The following is a 23,706-nucleotide window of genomic DNA, read 5'->3' on the forward strand; positions in this document are numbered from 1 at the left end:
CCACCAGCACACTATTTAGTAGTTGCTGGTGAGACGGCAGGAGTCGTAAAAGGATAATAGCGCAGGCTGGCAAAAACCATTTGATCGTAGGTTTGATAGCCAATATATTTGGGGAAAATTATATTGGTCTGCCCACCATTGCCTGAGAAAATTTTTCGCACTGTATAAGAATACTGAAGACCAGCACGTAAATCACCGTAATCTCCTTGATAAAATTTATTCCATAATCCTGTTGTCACTTGCCATAATGCCTGATTGTTTCCGTCACATATACCGTATTCAATGTTACATCCCGTATTGTTGGCGTTAGGGACGCCATAACCAAAGTAATTTTGGTTAATCCTGAAGTATTTGCGATCTTCTTTCTCTTGCCCACCATAGACATAGAAGTCAAGTTTTGAAGTGGCATGCAATGTTGCTCCAGTCATAAATATAACTTCAGGAATAGCTGCTAATGCACCGTTAGAGCTGATAGTTGCATCAGGAAGAAAACCAGATGCATAACTCCCTATGCCGCGACCGGCAAGGAAATTACCTTGAAAATCAAGGCGTTTCGGTATTACTTCGATAAGTCCGCCTGCACCAATGCCATAGGCACTTGTATTATGATTATTATTAAAATCAGGCGTGTGTCGAACTCGATTATAGAAGTTTCGATGCAAACCAAACCCTTCGATGTGGACTTTGTGGTTTTTCAAAGTGTCTTCGTAAGCCAGTTTTCCAATGACGTCCGGAATGTTGTTTAATGAAAATAAGGTAATATTGGGAAGAGTTTGAATTCCTGGGGTAAAACAAATCTGGTTTATAACGCCATTGCCCAAATTTGTGCCGCAGGGTGTGCCTCCGAAGGTCGTTTGAGCGTTTTCAATTGAGATCGCAGCTGTAAAGAGTTCTCCCAGATTTTTTACCAGCCGCAACTGAGGCTGGCGTTTCCAAACAAATCCAACCACATATTGAGTATCAATAGTTGGCGGAGGTAACTCATTGCGGGGGGTTATTCCCTTAAAATTAGTTGTCGCAAGAGACCAGGTCTGACCGGCCAGGAGATGTACTCCCCAATTATTCCAGTCATTATTGAGATAAGCATGTCTTAATCTAAGATCGAACGAATTGCTTTCAGTTGAGTTTGCTGATCCGTTACCCAAAAAATCGACTTCCACATATCCGGACAATAAGGTTTCTGGATTTACCACACCTTCAACCAGGCCGGAAAACCGTGATTGACGCGCAGAGAGTCTTGTCTCTCTCATATAATGTAAGGGATTATTGCCAAGTGGAATACCGCTGAAGAAAGAACCTACGTCTGATTGTTGATAGCGCGAACGGGTAAATCCTTCACCAGCGAAAAATCCACCAGGTGTAATCGTTATTCCTTTTAAATGAAATTTTTTATCTGTTGCAAAGTTCGGTGGTTCAATCGAGGACGTGGGTGCTTGGTGTGCTTCAGTTTTTTGCACATCAGGCTTGGATACCTTAGGTTTGTGTACTGTATGTATGGGCTTATATGTTCTGGCAGAATGGTTCTTTTTCGAACCAGAGGAAGTCTTGATTGCTGTTTTATACTGCTCGGTTAGCAGTCTTTCGAGTATACGAACTCTCTTTTCCAGAGCTTCAATCCGTTCTTGTTGTTCAGCGGCGGTGGCAGCAGTGGCCTGGATTGGAACAAAGATACTGATCGCCAGTAGTGTTGCGATAACGGGACTAGGTGTTACGGTATAACAAGGGCGGTCTGCTTCGTCAGATATCAGTAACTTCATAAAATATGTCCTTATATTTCTTATCAACAATTTTCAGAATTAATAGTTATCTAGCGGGAAATTTAAAAAGGCTAAGAACGAAAATTATTGAGCGGCAGATTCTCTATTATTCACGGTTAGAAATCAATAAAATAAAGCATGTGTGACGTTAAAATTAAAGATGAGGGATGAAGGCATTGCATTAACAGACTACACCGGCTTAACTGAATTGCAGGAAGGGGCTCGTTGGGGGAGGCTAAATTGATGGATTCGTCTGTTATTAAAAACAAAATTTACGGTTCCAGCACTTTGTGTAAGTCCTAATCAGGCAATCATCCTGCTGAATTCATCAGAAGACTCAGAGGCTATTCACAGAGATATCCACAGAAAATGTGGATAAGTAACTCACGCCAAATACATTGGAACAGCAGAAATAACCCATATAGGGCAAGGAGATGTTTATGAATTGGATTGTGACTTTAGAAATGAAATTAGAACTCTGGAAATAAATATCCACAGGAGGTGAATCAGTGGTTTGGATATTCGGGTTCTCATATTAACAACAAAAAAATTAAAAAAACAGTATTGACTGACAAAAATTCCCTAAATATTTTTTAAAAATATCTTGCTTTATTCGCTCTGAGTTATTTAAAACAAGATGAAATAAATTGATGCACAGTGTGTGTTAAGAGGCGTTTCCAGTGATTTTCATCCGTTCAACTAGAGTGGCATGTATTTGGGGCTTCTTTGGGGGTTCACATCATTTCAACATTTGAAGAGATAAGAGGAGTTATCGTATTCCCAAAAGTCAGTAAGCAGTGATACTCTGTTATTTAATAATGGTTAGATTCAGGGATGGATTATGATTTTATATAGTGCTTCTTCATCTTATTATTCGATGATAGGTCGTTATGCATTACTCGAAGCGGGTTTGCCTTTTGAACTAAGACGTATGGATATTCATTTGGCTAAAGAGCAATTGTCTGCCTGGTATATGAAGATAAACCCTGCCATGACGGTGCCTGCTCTGGTAGATAAGGATCAGATCTGGACGGACAGTCAGGATATTTTAAAATATGCTGCTACTCGGGCTGGTGATCAATGGATGGATGCTGATGCCGATTGTGCTTCAAGAATTGAGCAACTCGTTCGAGATCACTATTCAATTACTATTGAGCGACTTACTTTTGGTAAAGCATTGAGCAGCATTGCTCCACTTAGATTTATTGCACTTCGAATGATACGTAATGCGATTCACTCCCTGGAAGCGCAACTGTCGACTTCCTCAGATAAGACGGCGCTTGAAGCAAAAATCAATCTGAACCAGCAACGTTTGGCTTATTTCACTGAGGGAAATCTTGCTGATAAATTAGAGGTTGAACGTAATAATGTGCGGAGCTTCCTCGAACAATTACCTACACCCGAAACGTGTCTGTTTGGTGATAAAATCAGTTCAGTGGATATTGTTACCGTAGTTTTATTTGGACGTTTAAAAATGATAGGGGAGTATCAGTTGGTTCAATCTTCTGAATTAATTGATTGGTTTAAAAGAATGCAGCTACGCCCTGCTTATAAAAAAGCGGACATTTGGACTTATTTTCAACCCTGGAGAATTGTGTTAAAGCGATAAGCTGTCAGCTTATATTCAAATTAAAACATATAAATCTCTGCACTATAGTCTAAACTTTAGATTAAAATGTACGAAAAATTATATGAATCGATCACTTAAAATTTTTTGGGTACTATGTGTTCTGTTTTTCGGGATGTTGAGCTGTGTTGCCTCTGTATATGCCTCCAAACTCCCGAAAGCAAATAGTTCACTTATCAGCAATACTGACAGCATACGGGAAGGACATGCTGTGCTTCTTGGCGTGCGTCTTAAACTACCTAAAGGCTGGGAAACGTTTTGGCGCACACCAGGAGAGGTTGGATACGGCGCTAAATTTTCATGGGAAGGCAGTCAGAATCTGGAGCAGGCTGAAGTCTTGTGGCCATGGCCAACACGTATAAAGAGTTTTGATTTTATTGCAAATGTCTATCTGAATGAAGTGATCTTTCCTGTTAAAATAATTCCGAAAGATGCCACAAAAACCTTGGCATTACATTTGAAACTCGATTATTTATTATGTAGTCCCACTGCCTGTGTCCCCCAACAAGCGAAGCTCAATTTGACTTTGCCACCAGGAGATGCTGCGATAACGCCAGAGGCAAAATTAATCGATAAGGCGATAAAATCCATCCCAAAATCAGGAAACACCAGCGATCTGGCATTGCACGATTTGATTGTAACGCATCAGGATGATCAAACTATCGATTTGCAGGTTAATGTATGGTCTGCAGCGGGTATAAAAGACGCACAATTGTTTGTTGAGGGTCCAGACGAGCTACTGTTTAATGTCCCAAAATTAACACAACTGGATGAAACACATGGATTTTTTATAATTCAAGGAAAGAAAAATGAGGCTTTTGAATCTGCTCAAACTCTGAAAACATTGCTTAAAAAGCCGCTTCAGCTAACTTTGGTGAACAAGCAAAATGCCATATCACTTTCCAAAACAGTACCCAACTCACCGCTTCTCACTAAAATGGATGCCAGTAATCAGACAAGTCAACTGGCAACAGATCCAAGTGACAGCTATTGGATCGGTACCATTGTGCTTTTTGCCTTTCTGGGCGGATTGATTTTAAACTTGATGCCTTGTGTGTTTCCCATTTTATCACTCAAAATATTGACTCTTCATTCATTTAAAAACAAACGCATGCAAGGGATTTTTTATACCTTGGGCGTCATGTTTTTCTTTTTTATCATTGCTTTGATAACACTGTTATTGCAAAGCCTGGGTAATAAGGTGGGGTGGGGGTTTCAAATGCAGTCACCCGCCGTTTTAATCCTGCTGATTTTTTTGTTTACGCTTATTACGATGAATTTATTTGGACTTTTTGATATTCCCTTTTCGCTAAGTACCAATCTGAAATGGCAAAAAACGCATGAATTGCTCTATGCCTTTGGAACGGGGGTTTTGGCCGCAGTGGTAACCACGCCATGCTCGGCTCCATTTATGGCTACGGCGGTTGGTGTCGCCATAAGTCAGGGTAGCTGGATTACTGTCTTGATCTTTTTGTCTCTTGGATTTGGATTTGCCTTGCCTTATTTACTCTTGTGTACCCTTCCAAAAAACAAGATTATTTTGCCGAAGCCAGGTGTCTGGATGGAAAAATTGAAACACTTCCTCGGATTTCCCATGTTGTTGTCAGTTATTTGGTTACTATGGGTAGCAGGCCTTCAAATGAGCTATGACAGTGTTATTATGTTATTGGTCAGTTTGTGCTTTCTGGCATTGTTTTTTTGGCTTTTGCGCGCTATTCATCACGGAGCCTTCCGCTTGATAGCCCTGTTGGTCAGTCTTGCCCTGGTTGTATACCCATTGTATTGGATACAACAAGAATTAACTCAAAAACATCAGATTAATGAACCTTATGATTACTCTTCTGAACAGCTAAAGAGTCTGATTAAGGATCATCATAAAGTATTTGTTTATGCGACAGCGGCCTGGTGCATAACCTGTAAAATAAATGAAAAAATTGCGATAGACACTAATGAAGTACAAAGTTTCTTTAGTAAAGAGCATATTGTTGTAGTAAAGGCGGATTGGACCAATAAAAACGATGCCATTTTACAGTATTTGCAACAATTTAATCGTGCCGGTGTACCGCTCTATGTCTATTACCCGCAATCAGGCGAACCGGTAGTATTGCCTCAGATTCTTACACCATTAACCATCATTAACCACATTAAACAGTGTCGGTGATCCTTTAAATAGAACACGTTAAAAATCAATTAGTTGCAGCTGAATAGGGGCATGCACAGATTCTTGTTTTAGCTTGATTCCTATGCCGAGTAATCGAACGGGCATGTCTTTTCTGTAAAAACCTTCATGTATCATTTGATGTAAAATGTTCAAATCAATGGTATGGCTTACCCGCTCAACAGTTGTTTGTTGAAAGGTGTTAAATTTCAATTTTACGAACAGATTATGGATACCGGAAGTGATACCAGCACGATGTAGACGTGCTTCAAGGCGTTTAATCAGTTCGGGTAAGGCCGCAATACAGGCCTTACTATCGGGTAAGTCTGTTGGATACGTTTCTTCAACACTGATGGACTTTCGATTACGATCAGGATTTACAGGGCGATTATCGATGCCTCGAGCGAGTTCATAAAGTCTATGTCCAATGGTACCGAATTGTTTTGATAAATATTCGATGGAATAGTGTTGCAAATCAATGCAGGTTTTAATGTTGAGTGCGTTAAGTCGTTCTTCCATTTTGGGGCCTACGCCAAATAATTTACGTACTGGCAGCTCAGCAATAAAGTCCTTGATATCTTCTGGTCTAATCACCATTTGACCATTTGGTTTATGCCAATCACTGGCGATTTTTGCCAGGCTTTTATTAGGAGCTATGCCTGCGCTCGCGGTAAGTTGCCGTGTTTGATAAATTCGGTCACGTAGTTCCTGAGCTATCCAGGTTGCGCTGCCCTGACATTGTGTGGAATGGGTGACGTCAAGATATGCCTCATCTAAAGATAAGGGCTCAACGAGATCAGTATACTCTGCAAAGAGCGCTCTGATGTATTGGCTTTCTTTTTGATAGACATCCATACGCACAGGCCGCAAGATTAATTGGCGGCACAGTTTTAGGGCATGAGCTGTTGGCATTGCGGATCGTACACCGAATTGGCGAGCAGCATAATTACAGGTTGCTATGACTCCACGACGTACCGCTTCTCCTCCTACAGCGATAGGCTTATCCGCAAGCTCAGGGAAGTCACGCATTTCAATTGCGGCATAAAAGCAGTCCATATCGATATGGATGATTTTTCTTATCGGATTCATTGTTCAACCGCAGAAAAAAGTCAATGAAGTGAACTCCGCGGCAAAGACCGCGGAATTCAATTTTACATACTTATGGTTCTGAATGCTTTTAATACATCCTCTTTTTCATCGTCTTGATCTTCCTCTACGTTTTGTTCTTCTTCGGTCGATGCTGCAGGAAGAGGGCTGGAGGTTGCAGTTTTTTCAGTTGATTGAACTGTTACTTCATCAACATTGTCTTCCTCGCTGGAATAATCTTCTGTATATTCATCTTGATTACTTAGATTTAGGTCTTGAATAATTGATGCTAGCATTATAAAAGGAGTTAGTTCGGGGAACTGTCCTAAGGTTAAAAATATTAGCTCTCCATCTACTACATCCACTAAATGAATATGGTTGTGCTCGCAGCGATATAAACGGGGTGTATGACCAAAAAGAGTGTTCGGATCTCTCGGTGGAGGTGTTTGTTCAGTATTTCTTTCTGGTTTTGGTGAACCAGGGGGTGTTAAAGGCATAATCAGTACTCCATAAACTTAAAATTAAGGGTTCAATTGATTGGAAAGAAAAAGGGCTTGAAAAACGTTGTTGTCGTTTTTATCAAGCCTGGTTTTTCTGTAACCTCTCAATACTCCCGGGAAACGTCATCCCGAATGGGGCGCGGTACCTTCATATGGAGATCCTTCGCTACGCTCAGGATGACATTTTAACCCCGGGTATCGTCATCCCGAATGTAATGGGGGATCTCTCGAACGAGGCACTGCATCTTCATATGGAGATCCTTCGTTACGCTCAAGATGACGAAACTCTCTGTGTTATTCAGAAGTTATTTGTTCCGGTTTGATTTTAAGATTTATTTACAGATTTTGATAGAGCTTAATGAACAAGATAAATAATACTGTGAGTAGTCAAATAAGTGCTACATTAATTTGTTCGATTTCAAATCATAGTCTTCTTAATAGTGACTTAAGCCTTTAAGTGTACAATGAATATTATAAGACACAAGGAGTATTTAATGGCAGCAGAGCGTAGAAGTTTTTGGTATCGATTGTTTGATCTTCCCCGGAATAATGAGTCTTATTTACCCTATGCATTAAGCTTGAAATTTCTTTGGGCTCCTGTGACTTATACTTTGTTTTCCTTTATAGACGGTATACGAAGTATCTTTGTGGATGAGGAGCACAATGATGACGATCTTGATAATATCGATTCGTCATATGACATTGGCAATGCTCCTAGCTTATACAGGCATAATGAATTAACTTCCCGGGTATCATCCTCTAACGACAGGCAGCTGTCGCATCAAATGGTGCGAGCGTTCGAATTGAATCCTTATTCCAATGACGATCTGGGTAATACTCCCTTGACTGGTTTTCTGGCTGAGCGTGTTTTTATTAGAGAACAGGACTATCGCCGAGCAGGTCATAGGGAAATCATGTCGGTATTAATTAAACTCTGTCAATTAGCTCAAACTTCTGAATCTGCTAGAAATTTATTAACAACTCCAAATAATCCCCGCGGTGTAATTACAGTTGAATTATCAGCTATGGGTATGCCGATAAACTCACCCTTGATGTTATTGGTTAAGGCCGGGGATGTTGAGGCTGTTAAAGAGTTGCTTCCTTTTTATTCTGCTGAGGAATTGATGAAGCCTACTCCCAGAGGAAATAGTGTATTTCATATTGCTGCAATTACCGGACAAGAAGAACTCTTGAATGAATTAAAAAGCAGGGCGGTTGAACTGGGTATTTGGAATGAATTTACAGAGTTTAAAAACAATGCTGGATATACTGCTTTTGACATGTTAACTGCATTGAGTACTTCAAAAGAGTATTTTAGAAATCTGCTGGATTTTTCCGATGTTTATCTAGGTGGGGAAGAAATAAATAAAGTTGCTGTTACAGATCAAGGAACCATCCTCGTTCATATGGTCCGAAAAGGAGCCTTGGATTTTTACAGAAGTATAACCAACGATAACAACTCTGTTGAACAGGAGCATGATATTTCTGCTCCTTTTAATCGTCCATGACATAGAGTGATTTAAATTCTGCGTCGCACTTCGGATTCCTATTTTTAATGTGATCTGAGTTATATTAATTAGTACCATTAATGTAGCGAGATTACCACTAGTGTAGCGAGGATCACTATCTACTATTCAGTGCAATCATTCGTCTTTGCGAGCAACGCGAAGCAATCCAGGACGGAGCCTTATTGGATACCAGTTCTGGATTGCTTCGCGTTGCTCGCAAAGACGGGAATTAACTCGCAAAGACGGGAATTAACTTGCAAAGACGGGAATTAACTTGCAAAGACGGGAATTAACTTGCAAAGACGGGAATTAACTTGCAAAGACGGGAATTAACTTGCAAAGACGGGAGTTCAATTGATCCTAGAGGTTTAAATGAATACATTCCCGGTGTTATAGATTATGAGGGGATTACTCAATCTTCAGAACGAATGTTCAGATCTGAATTCAAAACACATTGATTACACGTTTACCACTGGAACTTTAGACTAATTCGAAGCTTAAAGCTCAGTTGGTAGGCGGCAGGGTTGAATTGCAAACACTCCCAAAATATTATAAAAAAAATTAGTTAAATTGTGTCAGTCAAGACTGTTTTTTTAATATTTTTGTTGTTAACATGGTACCCTCAATATCCAATTTGGCAGTATTCTTCTTGTGGATATTTATTTCTGATTTCGTTAATCCATTTCTTCAATTAATACTCAATTTAACTAGAAAATCCTTATTGTACATGGGATGAAGTGGATTTTTTATTGTGTTGATGATGGTTTACTTATCCACATTTTCTGTGGATATCTCTGTGAATATACTCTTGGTTTTCGTATAAATTCAACTGGTTTGATGAATGATTGGGATTTATTCATAGTGTTGAGTTGAATTTGCTCTATTAACACACCTTAACCTAAATTCGACAGTTGAATCTATTGGATAAGAAATTTATCTTCAATGGCCTTTATCAAAGCAATTGCTTCGGGCCAACTTGCATTGACACGAACTCTATAAAGCGTTTAATTTAGGACAGCTTACTGTTTAAAGGTGAATCCAAATGAGAACTCTTGTTCCTGGCTATTATATTCTTGATGAACCTAAACGAAGATATTGGTCCGAGTATATCAGAGAACTGATTGTGCAGTTTAATTGGATTTTAACCTTTATATTAAGACGAATTATCATCAATATTGCATTAGGTCCTGATGAGGTCAGGCTGCAAAAACCAATTCATGTCCAGTTTTTTTCTGAGGATAGAACTGAGAAAGGGGCGGTTGTTGTTAATGTTCTTCCCGGGCGGTCTGATAAAAATCCCAGAAGTTACTATGACACACTTCCTCAACTCAGTTCTTTAGGAAAACGCCAATTATCCTTTAATAATCCAGTTCATAAAGCCTATGTAGACTCCATTATCGAGGAAATCGGATGCCTTATTCAGGGAAAGTCCACATATGATAAATGTACCAATAAACACTTTGCCATTGAAGACATTCATATCAAAGGAATGGAACGGCTGGATGATCACCTGGCACAGTATTTCAAAGAACAGGTACGCCATAAATACCATCATGATTTTTTTGAACGACCTCGTAAAATCAACATGGATTTTTTTACTTTAGAAACTCCCGATAATGCTGTTCTGGAATCCGTAGAGGTATCGGACATCGAGGAACAGTTAAAGCCTATGGCTGAACGAAAGTTTGTTATTGTGTGTATGGCACGTAACCAAAATTACATGTATTGGTTAAAGGATTTTTATATTACAGCGAAAAAAATTGGCTGTACTGTGGTTGGATTTAATTATCGTGGAATAGATTACAGCAAAGGCATGATCTGGACTCAAGATAATATGGTTCAAGATGTCCTTGCGCAAGCTCGGCGATTGCTGGAGTCTGGGGTGAGGCCGGAACATATTGCTTTTGAAGGCATGAGTCTGGGAGCGGCTATTGCGACACTTTCTGCAGCAGAGATGCATGATAAAGGATTAAAAGTACAATTATATAATGAACGATCCTACCGATCGCTTGTTCGATTAATTGTTGGTTATGTTATGCCTAAGAGTAATTGCAATCTATGGAACCCTCTGAACTGGCTCAGTTATATGCTTGTAGGCTTGACGTATCTCTTTATAGCCCCATTAATATGGCTTGCTGGATGGCATATTGACGCTGCCAGTGCATGGGATAGAATTCCGTCCCAGTATAAAGTGTATTCAGTAGCGCGTAATCATCAAAATCCGGAGCGCTATGATGACGATGATCTGGTTCATGACAGTTTTTCCTCTATAGCTTCGCTAATGGCTGAACATTTAGAAGTAATCAAACAAAAGCAAAAGAACGGTCAACCACTTTCAATAGATGAAGAGCGCCAGTTGGCTGATAATGCAGAATCTCATGAGTTCACTTTAGACAGAAACAACAAGACCAACAATAATCCATCGTCTCATTCCGCACCACGGCGTTTCCTGTTTGATACCCAGCATCATAAAAAAACGATGCATGAGTATATGATAGAGCACTTAGGTGACATGTTAGATTCAGGACTTTCGAAGCATACCCAACCTCTTCGTTAAAAAGAACCGGAAGACAAAAAGAATCAAAAGACGTCATCTCGAACGAAGTGAGAGATCTCCTGAATTTAGCATAGTGCCTGTTATTGGAGATCCTTCACTGCGATACACCTAGTTGAACATTTATTTAAATAATTAATTCACCAACAGTACATTTATCATTTTCTACAACTTGGGCAATAATTTTATTCAACTCAATACTTATTTGATCTTTACATTCTTTAGTTAATGGCCCGTTTATAGAAAGTTGATATTCTCCATGTTGATTTTTTGAGAAATAAACCCATAAGGTTTTATTACTGATGGGGCGATCCATGCAGCTAAAGTGGCTGGGATATGTGTAGCTAAGATCTGCAAAACTCATGTCCTGCTGTTCCTTAGCAAATAAACTGGGAGTAATGCTGATGAGCACTCTTAGTCTGTCTGGTTTTTGGAGAGGCAAACTCAAATTAAATAATTGATTGATTTTATCTTTTATCAACAGACTGTTTTTAAAGGTTTTTGTCCTGCTAAGATACTTGAGATAGTAATTGATCACCAGGGAGTTCACTTTGCTTTCTTTAAATTGTTTCGTCAGGAACAGTTTGTTTAACGCATAGGAAATATATTGGCTAAAAGTTAATTTTGAATTTTTAAAACCTGCGTCTTTGATGAAATGGGAGCATTTTTGATAGGGGGCTGTTTTCAGAATTTGTTCTTCGATTGCCTCGATGCAATCAATAAAGCGGTACTGTTCATCCAGAGTTAAGTTGATGCGTTTGTATTCAGAAAACAATCCCACAACGGATTTGTACCGACTGCCTTCCCTGCCGCTGCGAATCAAAATTACAGGTATTTTCTTTTGATGGCTGATTTTGTAAAAAGCAATTTGACAAGCTGCAATCAAGCCAGTGGTTACGTTGATATTTTGTTTTTTATGCCACTCAAAATATTGGTCCAGCATTTGATTTGGAATAGGGTAGTGACACAAAAACTGAGACTGTATGGCTGCATCGGGCAGATGATTGCGATGTCCAAAACTTAACAGTTCAAATCCTTGATTATACTGTTTCCAAAAATCTATTTTAGTATTCAGATTTTTTTCGTAATGATCATTGTTGTGTGTTACATAATTAAAAAAGGATTCCTTTTCGGGAATTGGAATCAGTTTTACGCCCTGGATAAGCTGCTCATAACTGTATTTAAATTGGCTCCATACTAATTCACAGGAAGTATCATCAACAATAATGTGAGGGATTAACAGATGCAACTCGTGCAGATCATTATTAATTTTATAAAGGTACACTCTAATTAAAGGTTGTTCGGACAATGGAATGATGCGCATTAAATTTCTATAAAATTCCATGTGCAATACATGTCGTTCATTATTCAACGAGATATCATGATAGATTAATTGAAATTGATCTCGTTTTTCTAACGTCTGGATGGGTTCATCCTTGTTAAATTTAATCCAAAAAGCGCTGTTTTGTTGTACCACAAAATCAAATGCTTGTGCCAGATAGTCTTTATTAAGCGGGCCATGTATTTGCATTTGCATGCCTATGTTAAAACTGTAATCCAGTTTATTCATAACCCAAAAGATGTACTGAAAATCACATAAAGGAACGGTCTGTTCTGTTAAGGGCACTGTAACGGAATAATTCGTTTCAGTGAGGAGCATCGGATATAATTCGTTGGCAATTTCGGTGGCAATCTTTTCAATAGTTGGACTATTAATGAAGTACTCGATGGGTAAACTCAGTTTGGGATAGCGCAAAAGATCATGAATACGGTTTCTTATCTCCAGAGACATGAGTGAATCCATACCCAAAGAGAATAAATTGTCTTTTGGGGTGATTTGATTTGTGTTATCTAACGCCAGTACACCAGCAGTGATTTGGCATAAAGCCTGACTTAGTTTGGTAATGGATTCTTCTTTAGTACCCTGTTTTAAGGAGTTTAAAAAGTGATGGTCTGGTGCCCTGGTACCCTTGGCAAGATCCGCGAACAGGGCTTGTTTGGGCGAGTGTTTGAAATAGATATCCCAATCGATAGGGCAAGGAGCAATTTGGGTTAAAGGACTTTTTAGTAAAACATCAAGTAATTCGATGTGGTCTTTCTCCAGAGGCATAAATCCATGCTGTTGCATGCCTTGGGTCAGATTTGATGTCATTCCTGTGTTTTGAAAAGGTCCCCAGTTAATTGCAATTGCGGGTAATCCTTCATGATGGCGAAGATGCGACAATCCATCCAGAAACCCATTTGCGGCTGCATAATTTGATTGTCCTTTAGCTCCGAGTATGGATGCTGAGGAGGAAAACAAAACAAACAAATCCAGAGCTAACTTTTGGGTAAGCTGATGCAGAATCAGAGCACTATCCATTTTTGCGTTTAATACGCTTTGAATTTTTTCCTCAGTCAGATTGACGATCAATCCATCTTGAACGACTCCAGCCAGATGAAATACCCCTTTAAGTGGTATGGAATCTTGATTAAGGGTTTTTATCAATTGTTCCATGTGTTGATAATTGCTGGCATTTATTTGATGATGCGTTATGTGCACCTGTTTTTGTTCCGCATGTTCAATTAATGATGTAATAGGGGCTGATGGTTCTGAACGACTGGTCAGATGGATGTTTCGAACACCTCTGTTCATCAGGTACTGAATTAATGGTTCTGCTAAACCACCTGTTCCACCAATGATTAGATAGTTGGCATGAGAATCAAATATCGGTTTTTGTTGCGCAGGGTTTAATTGCAGAATTTTTTTCTTTAATCTGGGTATATAGAGTGCATCTCTTATTAAGCATTGTGTTTCTGCATTATTGTTATTAAATAAATAACTGAGCGATGCTGACAGCGTACTCTCTGCGCCACAATCAATAGTATAATTATGATTTAAATCCAGTTCATTCCTGAAACTGTTCCAGAAAGAATGAGCCATTGTATGGTAGGGATTGACCGGATCGTTCTCGTGCAGGGCATAAGCATGTTCGGTTACTAAGGTAAAGCTCGCCGGGCGTGATTTAAAGAGCATTTTGCAGCACTGAACCAGTTCATTAAATTGACTTTGATCATAGAGAAACAGAATGTTTTTATGTTCTGTTTCTACTAATGATTTGACTTCTTTAATCAGTTGATAACGAAGTGTTCCTAACCGTTTTTTAGCGTGTTCCGGATCCTTTGAAATAACCAATAGCTCTGGTACTTTTTGTTGGTCATGTAGTTTTTTATCAACTTGATTCCATTGGATCTGATAAAGATGGTGTACTATGGATTCATAGGAAATAAACTGATTGGATGTGACCTTTCTTAATTTCAGCCCTTTGATATCAGCAATCAATAAGCCTGACTCATCGTACATTTTTAAATCGAAACACAGATCGTTAACGTGTTCTGTATTTCTTTTGGTCAAATGTACCCAAACACTTCGAGGTGCTTCTTGCAGAGTGGTCATACGGTCTATGGAGTAGGGCACGTAAGTCGAATGTTCCAGTGTATTCATACTGAGGAGGACACTACTTTGTATTGCGCCGTCAAGTAATACAGGATGATAATGATAATGTGCCGTCTGAGTTGCTTGGGTTAGAGTTACTTTGGAAAGTATGCTGTCTGAACCTACATAACCTTCTTGAAGCACTTGAAATTCTTGCCCGTAGAATAACGATCGTTTTTTAAAGTGTTCATAAATCTGTGACAGATCCATCTTGTGTTTAAAGGATGATTTAAGATCGTCAATATCTCTATATTCTGGCGGAGCACCAGGTTTTGCATCACATTCCATCTCAACATATTTCTGCCAGTTTGAATCTTGTTTTGCGAATATAGTGATTTTGTATCGTCCATTATGGCCTAGTTTTACCAACAGCTGAACATCCTGACCTTGTCGGGGATATAAAGGACGTTCTATATGAACGTGTTCCACGCACACTGCGTTAGTCTTGAGGATTTCCTTGGCAGCGGCTAATCCGGTTTCAAGATAGGCCGTTGCCGGAACTACTACTTTATCAAATACTTTGTGCTGTTTTATATAACTTAAATTATTTAAATCCAGCTTGTTATTAAATAAGAATTCATTTCCTGGCATGGAGAGCATCTGCCCTAAAAGGGGATGTATCAGGCCTGCAGAGGGCAAGTATTCACTTTTTTTATCTGGCCAGAACTCAATGCGGTCAAAAGTGTAATTAGGCAGCACAACGTGATTAAATTCAATGCCACTGGATTTATAATAGAGTGCCCAGTTTACAGACCCACCACTTAAGTATTTTATTAATAAAGTATTAAGTGCTGCATACTGTGAGAGATCGAATATCTTGTTGGGATCTGACGACAGGGCAACCTGGCCTGCATTAAGCAGCTGGGCGGCTTCAGTGTTACTTTTAGCTACCAAAGTCAGACGATGAGGATAATGATCGCGGCACGTTGCTGCCGTAAAACAAATGTCGCCAAAATCTTCTTTGGTTGCTTCCAGATAGTGCTGATAAGCTTTTGATAAATGAGTTAATGCCGTACTGGATTTTGCTGATAAAACAAGTACATGGGGCTGATCGGGATGGGAAGATCTTCTAGTGTCCTGTTGAGGAAATTCCTGAAGAATAACATGTGCATTTGTACCGCTAAAGCCGAAGGCATTGATCCCGGCGCATCTGAGTTTTGAATTACTATCCCAATCCATATTGTGCAAGGCTATACGAGTATTATTTAAGGTAATATTGGGATTTAAATGATTGAAATTCAGAGTTTTATAAATTCGTTTCTTTTGTAAACTAATAATTGTTTTAATAATGCCCGCAATACCCGAACTACTTTCAAGATGTCCAATATTGGTTTTAACTGTCCCCAGATAGAGAGGATTTTCCGGGTTGTGATGGGCACCATATACCTGGTTAATGGCATGAACCTCTATGGGATCGCCCAGAGGTGTTCCTGTACCATGTGCCTCAATATAGCTGATGTCTTCGCTTGATAAATTGCTTTGGTTCAAAGCCGTTTTCATCACTTCTTCCTGGCTTGTGCCGTTAGGAACAGTTAAACCTGCTGATTTGCCGTCATTATTGACTGCTGAGGCCTTGATAACGGCTAGAATGGAGTCTTTGTCACGTATCGCATCGGATAATCTTTTGAGAAACACGACACCACAACCTTCGGCTCGGGCATAACCGTCTGCTTTTTCATCAAAGGTTTTACATTGACCATCAGGAGCCAAAGCTTTGGCCTTGCAGAGGGTCACGTTGGATTCAGGCATTAAGAGGACGTTGACTCCACCTGCGAGTGCGTAATCTGTTTCATGATTTTTTAAACTTTGGCAGGCATAATGAAGTGCGACCATAGAAGAAGAACATGCGGTATCTATACTTAAGGACGGTCCTTTAAAATCAAAATAATAGGCTACTCGACCTGGAATTAAATTCAATACATTCCCAGTAATCGAATAAGCACTCAGTTCTTCATTGGAAAAGCCTGACTTTTCCAATAATGCATAGTATTCATTAGGTCCAACGCCGGCAAAAACTCCAGTTAAACTGCCTCGCAATGAATCTGGAGGGTAGTTTGCATGTTCTAATGCTTTATAACAATGCTCTAAAAAAAGGCGTTGCTGTGGTTCCATCAATTTTGCTTCACGGGGACTAATGCCGAAAAAATTGGCATCAAAATCTTTGATGTGTTCGATAAAGCCCATTTTAGTCACATAGGATTTGCCTGGGGCATCCATATCGGGATCATAATATTTACTGTTATCCCAACGCTCATTCGGAATATCCTTAATACCGCTTAGCCCTTGTTCGAGAAGATTCTCGAACGCCGTGATGTCGGGAGCATTAGGCAGGGCACAGCTCATACCGATAATAGCGATGGCGTCTTCATTTTTTGGGAGTGATGGCTGATCGGTCTGTTTTTGAATTAAATGCGTATCCAGCTCGGATTCAATATGACGTGCCAATTTATTAATCGAAGGATGATTAAAGCCAATATTGACCATGATTTTCATGGCTGGCTCTAGTTTTTTCTTTAGTTCGTTCGCCATTTCGGCAATCATGAGCGAATCCAAACCTATTTCAAAAAATCCTTCGTCTTCATCCAAATCATCAGCAGCAGACAGCTCCAGTATGTCTTTGCAGATGCCTGACAACATTTCCCTGCAGGCTTTAAATCGATTCTCTTTGTTAATATTGAGGTAATGACTTAACCACTGTGACAGGTCTTTATTGATGGATTGATTCGTTACGCTGCGATCATCCAAAATCAGATCATCGGAGAGCACTTGATAAAATCCGGGCAGGGGCTTGGGAACAAAATCCAACATAAACTTGAGATAGTCTGGAGAGATGATGCTTGCATGCGACAGTTGGCCACTCAGTAACACTTTAATGAATGAATGACCTTGTTCATTAGTGATCAACGCATCTTTCAGACCTTGATCGCGTGAACGTTTATTGGCCATTCCAACTTCACCCCAAGGCCCCCATTGAATGGCTGTGCCTACCAGACCCAGCCGCTGACGCTCAGCAATCAGCAGATCAAGAACACTGTTGGTCCCGCTATATACAGATTCTTTATTACTACCGAATACTGAAGAGATGGAAGAATAAACAACAAAGAAATCCAAATCACAGTGCTGGCTTAATTCATGTAAATGCCATGCTCCTTTTACTTTTGCTGAAAACAAATAATCAACATCTTCGTCTTTATGATCAATCAATGGGGCTTTAATCGCGGCTCCCGCAGCATGAATAATACCTTTCAACAAATTATCTTCATTGAGTTCTATTATGAGTTGTTCCAATTGTTCTTTATTGCTGACATCCACGCTTCGTGTGCGAATGGTTTGCTCCGGGAAGTCGATAAGAATTTTTTTAATAGCGGCTTTTAATTCGGGTTTATCTACTGTTCTGGAGATGATAATTACTTCTCTTGCTCCAGCTGAAAGCAAGGCCTGTGTGGTTACCAGTCCTAAGCCTCCACCACCTCCGGTGATGAGGTAGCGGCCCTTGCCGGATATCAAGATTTTCTCGTCAATTAACGGTGTTTGTTTTAATCGAGAGACCATCCTGACGCCATCACGATAAGCAATCATGTGTTCATGGAATTGCCCGTGGTTGTGATTTATCTCATCAAATACCTGATTGGCCAGGTTGCTTGTGTCTGATAGCTCCAGATCGATAAGGGTGGTTTGGAACTGGGGTAATTCAAGACCAAGGGTTTTGCAAAATCCAATGAGTGGGCTATTACTCAGATTGAGTTTGCCTAAAGGAAGTTCAGCTATAGCATTGGTTGTAAGAACAAATAAATGGGGAGTAAGCCCTCGTTTATTTAAATCTTTTATCAAATTCAGCAGCTTTTTAGTGATGCTTTTTTGGAACTCGATTTTGAAATCACTAGATTCTGACTCAGTTGAATCCAGACCTGCTGCAAAAATTATCCCATACATTTTGTCGAGGGCAACGCCATCATCCTCAATAAAAATGTTTAATCCTTTCGCTTTAAAATCAGATTCCAAATGCTTTGCCCCAACCAGGAGCCAATTATTCCCCTGTATTTTCCTATTTTTTTTATCGCAGGGTTGAATTTGCCATTGCATTTGAAAACACCAATTGTCTGGAATTGGAATGTCATTCAATTTGTCTTTTGATTTGGTCCAATATTCCTTTCGGTCAAATTCATATAAAGGTAATTTAACTTTCTCAAATGGACTATTTAAAGACTTATAAAAATCAGTCCAATTAAGAATGAAACCTTCCTGATAGACTGTTTTCAGTTGATCTAAAGTAAGTGGCTGTTGGGGGGATTCCTGTAATTTTTTTAGTGAATGGATAGTGTATTCATTTTTTTCAATTTGTGCTGCGGCTTCTTTAACTGAACTTGCTTTAATTGCGACACGGAATAGAAAATGACTGCGGCACGTTGCTGCTGTAAAACAAATATCAGCAAACCGATCTTCGGTGCTCGCTAAATATTTTTGATAACTTGACAGCAATAATTCAAGCGAATGTTTGCTTTTTGCTGATAAAACAAGCAAGAACTCCTGTTGAGTAAGGGGGAGGGCTTCTTTACGCTGTTCAGGTGCCTCTTGCAAGATGATATGCGCGTTGGCACCGCTAAACCCAAAGGAGCTGACTCCGGCACATCTTAATCGGGGGTATTCAGGCCAATCAATCGTTTTTAATGGAATAACCGCATTTTTTAATTCGATTTCTGGATTCAGTTTTTTAAAGTTGAGATGTTTGAATAATTTATGGGTTTTCAGGCTTAAAATTGCTTTAATCATGCCAGCCACACCAGACGCACTTTCACAGTGGCCAATATTGGTTTTGACTGAACTGATGTAAAGAGGTTTTTCCTTGCTATGGCTTTCACTGAATATCTTGGTCAGTGTATTGGCTTCTATTGGATCAGCTAACGGGGTACCAGTTCCATGCGCTTCGATATAATCAATATCTCCGGGAGACAAGTTTGACTTGGCCAGCGCGCTACGAATCAGCTCTTCTTGTGCTGTGCCATTGGGTACAGTGAAGCCACCGCTTTTACCATCACTGTTAATGGACGTTCCTTTGATTACGGCAAGGATATTATCTTTATCTTTTAATGCGGTACTTAACCGTTTTAATACTATCGCTCCACAGCCCTCACTTCGGGCATAACCATCGGCGTCTTCGCTAAATGTTTTACATCGACTTTCAGGAGATAACATCCTGGCTTTAGATAAGGTGATGTTTGACTCAGGGGCAAGCAGGGTGTTCACACCGCCAGCCAAGGCCATGTCGCAATCACCAGCTTGCAGGCTCAGGCAGGCATTGTGGATCGCCGTCATGGATGAAGAGCAGGCAGTATCGATGACCTGGATGGGACCATGAAAATCAAAAGCATAAGCAACACGGCCAGCCAATGCATTCAAAACATTTCCAGTTGCAAGGTAGATACTCAGATCCTCTAATTTGAGGCCATTACCAATGAGCACGCGTGGATATTCATTAGTTCCAACGCCAACAAATACCCCGGTGTTGCTGTCTTTAATAGAATCCAGAGACAAATTCGCATCTTCTAAGGCATGGTAACAAATCTCCATAAACACTCGGAGCTGTGGTGACATAAACTTGGCTTCTCTTGGGCTGATATTGAAAAAATCGGCATCAAAGTTTTTTATATTATCGATAAAACCTAATTGTTTGATGTACAGCTTGCCCAAGGCATTTAAATCCGGATCATAAAATTTATCGTTATCCCAACGTTCCAGAGGAATATCGGTCATACCGCTTTCCCCTTGCTCTAATAAGGATAAAAATGCATCAATATTTTCAGCCTTTGGAAATCGACAGCTCATGCCTATAATGGCAATAGGCTCAATATTGAGGACATTGATTGACGGTTGTCGATCTACTGTGTCTGGCACAAGGATGGAGCGAAGATGACGAGCCAGTTTCACCAGATTTAACTGGAGAGACGTTAAAGTGGATGGGACTTTATATCGAGGAGCAAAGGCATCCTGAATGAGATGATTCAGGGTGTCCAATGAATCTGTGGTGAGACCTAATGAATCAAAATCCTGATATTCGTCTATTTTCTCTTTGTTTATAAGACTGGATATCAGAGCAGCAATTTGTTTTTTGATGACCTCTTCCTGTTCCGATTTGGATTTTTGGTAAAATCCATCCAGCCAGTGGGAATTATCCGGGTTATTTCTTGGTTCGTGCCAATAAGCCTTTCTATTAAAATGATAGAGGGGTAAATCTATTTTATTAAAGGGAGCTTCGTTGCTGGCAATACGTACATTAGCTCCAGCCAGATATTCGTCAACAAGGTGTTCATCAGTAGGAGTTAATTTTTTTAGGTCATGTTGTACAGTGACCTTTTTGATTTCATAATCCTCAGATTCTATTTTTTGGATTAATGATTCTTTATCTTTTGCGATGATGGCGCAGCGGTATTTATAATGATCACGACAGTTGATTAGGGTATGGTAAATATCACTCAGGTTGGCAGAAGTGTGTTTCAAATAAGTCACAAAATCTGACAACATCATTTTTAGAGATTCAGAGCTTCCTGCAGAAATCAAACAACAAACTGCGGAGCTGTCATTGATTGGAGAAACATGATGTTCCTGGCTGGGTGGCTCTTCAACGATGAGGCTTACATTAGTTCCACTAAAACCGAAATTAGAAACCTGAGCATACCTTTTTTTATTGTCCTGTTTCAAATAATCGATTGGGTGAATAGGGATCAACGCCGGTATGGCTTCCGGAGATATGGTTGAATTGGGAGTTGAATAATATAAATTGGGGGGTATGGTTTCATTCTTAAGCGCACAGATTACTTTTATCAAGGAAGCGATTCCTGAAGATGAAATAGTATGCCCTATGTTGCTTTTTAACGCGCCAAGGATGAGCGGTTTTTCGATAGAGTGATGTCCTCTGTGTATGTGTTGAATGGCGTTAAATTCAACCGAATCGCCAATTACGGTTCCTGTGCCATGGGTTTCAATATAATCGATGTCCTGTGGGGTGAGGTTCGCTTGTTCCAGGAGTGCCTGATGCATGGCAATTTGGGCATTAATATTGGGAGCGACAAGGCTGCCCTCGTCTCCATCGTGATTCATGACGATGCTTTTAATCAGAGCAAGGATGGTATCTTTGTCCTTTATTGCGTCACTCAACCGTTTAACAATGACCACAGCACAACCTTCACTGCGCACAAAACCGTCTGCTTTAATATCGAAACTGTTGCAATGCCCTGTAGCTGACAACATATTGGCTTTAGTTAAACCTATAAAATTTTCGGGGCAGAGGTTGAGGTGAACACCACCAACGATCGCCATGTGACATTGTTGGGTTCGTAGATCGGTTGCGGCAACATAGAGCGCTGATAACGAGGAAGAACATGCTGTATCGACAGTTATGCTGGGGCCTCTCAGATTTAAATAGTGACATAGTCTTCCCGGTGCAGCACTATTTGCAGCACCAATCTGGGTGTATTCATTAAACTGGATGTTATCTTTATAGTTGAGGTGACTGTAATCCTGAGAGGAAATGCCGCAATACACTCCAGTCTTACTCCCATCCAGAGACTCATGGGTGATGTTGGCATGGTTTAATGCTCGAATGGCTACTTCTAAAAACAGACGGTGCTGGGGATCAATTTGTTTGGCTTCAGCAGGGGATATTTTAAAGAAATCTGAGTCAAACAACTGAGCATTATTTAAAAAACCGCCTAATCGACTGACTATTTTGTCTGCTTTTTTTCTGTCCGGGTCATAATACTGATCATGATTCCAGCGATTTTCAGGGACTTCCTTTATTGGGCTTTGTCCATGCAGTAACAGGTTATAAAATGCTTCGACACTCTCTAAATCTGAGTCAATACCAGGAAACTGGCAATTCATACCAATAATTGCTAACGGCTCATTCATGTCAATAGCTTTATCATGTTGCTGTTTTTTTAACACTTTTTGCTCCCTGTAATGCCTGAACACTCTAAATTGCATGGCCGTAGAGGCGGTACTGACAGAAATAATAAGTCGTAAGGACGATTAATCCCTATCATCGTCGGTGCGCGTCGATTGTATAAATTCTAAAGAAAAAATAGATATTCTCATATCAATTATAAACCATCAAGGCATAGTTGAGGAAATGAATCCGTTATTGATTTATAAGAATATTTTTAAGAGTTAAGCGATAAATCTAGGCACGAATGACTCTCTTCATCCTAAAAAGGGGTAAGGGAGGGTTGGCGTTTAAATGGGTTGTATAATTGATTTGAAACCCTCATCCCCAGCCCTTCTTCCTTGAAAGGGAGAAGGGAGTGTTTGGGGTTTAAATGGGTTGTATAGTTGATTTGAAACCCTCATCCCCAGCCCTTCTTCCTTGAAAGGGAGAAGGGAGTGTTTGGGGTTTAAATGGGTTGTATAGTTGATTAGAAACCCTCATCCCCCCCTTCTCCCTAAAAAGGGAGAAGGGGGGGGGTAGATGGGTTCGGTGATATTGGCACGAAAAGCTCCCTTCTCCCTTTTTAGGGAGAAGGGTTGGGGATGAGGGTTTTAAATAATATAAATTAATTTGATATAATAATGCGGCACAACCAACCTCTTAATGGAAACTAAATAAAATATTCAGGAATATGATGCAAGAACTCGCAAGGAATCGAAGAAAAAACCAAACGGATGCGGAAATCCGTATGTGGTACTATCTGCGTAACAGAAGATTGGGTGGCCATAAATTTGTACGCGAACAAGTTATTGGTCACTATATAGCGGATTTTGTTTGTCGAGAGAGCAAATTAATTATTGAAGTAGATGGCGGTCAACATATGGCCGCTGAAGCCTATGATCAACAACGCACCAAGGATTTGGAAGCAGTGGGCTATCGGGTGATGCGTGTATGGAATAATGAGGTGTTTAGCAATATTCAGGGTGTATTGGATCGTGTTTTAAGTTTAATTGAGGGGGCATTAGATAAGAAACCCTCATCCTGTGTGACCGGAACATAGGTAACATAAATGTCCGGACACATCGGTAACATTAAATTAACATAATTTGGTTACTTTGAG

General features: G+C 39.9%; 9 protein-coding genes. 5 read left to right on the top strand and 4 right to left on the bottom strand.

Annotated features, from left to right (window positions below):
• Positions 1–11: 11 nt before the first annotated feature.
• Positions 12–1,757, bottom strand: coding sequence for a hypothetical protein (locus Lqua_RS09500; RefSeq protein ID WP_058474050.1), 1,746 nt, complete (start codon positions 1,755–1,757; stop codon positions 12–14).
• A gap of 841 nt (positions 1,758–2,598) precedes the next feature.
• On the opposite strand from Lqua_RS09500, the gene Lqua_RS09505 reads away from it, so the two are divergent.
• A complete protein-coding gene (locus tag Lqua_RS09505; protein ID WP_058474051.1) occupies positions 2,599–3,366 on the top strand; it encodes a glutathione S-transferase family protein in 768 nt (255 codons plus the stop codon).
• A gap of 82 nt (positions 3,367–3,448) precedes the next feature.
• Positions 3,449–5,545 (top strand): protein-disulfide reductase DsbD family protein, encoded by a 2,097-nt coding sequence (locus tag Lqua_RS09510; protein ID WP_058474052.1) that lies wholly within the window; start codon positions 3,449–3,451, stop codon positions 5,543–5,545.
• Positions 5,546–5,563: 18 nt separating this feature from the next.
• Here the strand turns inward: Lqua_RS09510 and dinB are convergent, their stop codons facing one another.
• Together dinB and Lqua_RS09520 are read right to left on the bottom strand one after the other, a co-directional pair.
• Entirely contained in the window at positions 5,564–6,631 is a 1,068-nt protein-coding gene (gene dinB / locus Lqua_RS09515) for a DNA polymerase IV (protein ID WP_058474053.1), read from the bottom strand.
• Between the two features lie 62 nt (positions 6,632–6,693).
• Complete coding sequence (locus tag Lqua_RS09520) at positions 6,694–7,125, bottom strand: hypothetical protein (protein ID WP_058474054.1); 432 nt, start codon at positions 7,123–7,125, stop codon at positions 6,694–6,696.
• A gap of 497 nt (positions 7,126–7,622) precedes the next feature.
• On the opposite strand from Lqua_RS09520, the gene Lqua_RS09525 reads away from it, so the two are divergent.
• Complete coding sequence (locus Lqua_RS09525; protein WP_058474055.1) at positions 7,623–8,636, top strand: ankyrin repeat domain-containing protein; 1,014 nt, start codon at positions 7,623–7,625, stop codon at positions 8,634–8,636.
• Between the two features lie 1,042 nt (positions 8,637–9,678).
• Complete coding sequence (locus tag Lqua_RS09530; protein WP_058474056.1) at positions 9,679–11,193, top strand: alpha/beta fold hydrolase; 1,515 nt, start codon at positions 9,679–9,681, stop codon at positions 11,191–11,193.
• Positions 11,194–11,317: 124 nt separating this feature from the next.
• Here Lqua_RS09530 and Lqua_RS09535 read toward each other — a convergent pair whose 3' ends face one another.
• Entirely contained in the window at positions 11,318–22,570 is an 11,253-nt protein-coding gene (locus Lqua_RS09535) for an SDR family NAD(P)-dependent oxidoreductase (protein WP_115148837.1), read from the bottom strand.
• A gap of 707 nt (positions 22,571–23,277) precedes the next feature.
• On the opposite strand from Lqua_RS09535, the gene Lqua_RS09540 reads away from it, so the two are divergent.
• Positions 23,278–23,646 (top strand): endonuclease domain-containing protein, encoded by a 369-nt coding sequence (locus Lqua_RS09540; RefSeq protein ID WP_238585561.1) that lies wholly within the window; start codon positions 23,278–23,280, stop codon positions 23,644–23,646.
• Positions 23,647–23,706 lie beyond the last annotated feature (60 nt).

This window comes from Legionella quateirensis (assembly GCF_001467955.1).
Taxonomy (GTDB): Bacteria; Pseudomonadota; Gammaproteobacteria; order Legionellales; family Legionellaceae; genus Legionella; species Legionella quateirensis.

Coding starts and splice junctions, on each gene's coding strand:
- Lqua_RS09505 (WP_058474051.1), top strand. CDS start 2,599: ATGATTTTATATAGTGCTTCTTCATCTTATTATTCGATGATAGGTCGT.
- Lqua_RS09525 (WP_058474055.1), top strand. CDS start 7,623: ATGGCAGCAGAGCGTAGAAGTTTTTGGTATCGATTGTTTGATCTTCCC.
- dinB (WP_058474053.1), bottom strand. CDS start 6,631: ATGAATCCGATAAGAAAAATCATCCATATCGATATGGACTGCTTTTAT.
- Lqua_RS09535 (WP_115148837.1), bottom strand. CDS start 22,570: ATGAATGAGCCGTTAGCAATTATTGGTATGAATTGCCAGTTTCCTGGT.
- Lqua_RS09530 (WP_058474056.1), top strand. CDS start 9,679: ATGAGAACTCTTGTTCCTGGCTATTATATTCTTGATGAACCTAAACGA.
- Lqua_RS09510 (WP_058474052.1), top strand. CDS start 3,449: ATGAATCGATCACTTAAAATTTTTTGGGTACTATGTGTTCTGTTTTTC.
- Lqua_RS09500 (WP_058474050.1), bottom strand. CDS start 1,757: ATGAAGTTACTGATATCTGACGAAGCAGACCGCCCTTGTTATACCGTA.
- Lqua_RS09540 (WP_238585561.1), top strand. CDS start 23,278: ATGATGCAAGAACTCGCAAGGAATCGAAGAAAAAACCAAACGGATGCG.
- Lqua_RS09520 (WP_058474054.1), bottom strand. CDS start 7,125: ATGCCTTTAACACCCCCTGGTTCACCAAAACCAGAAAGAAATACTGAA.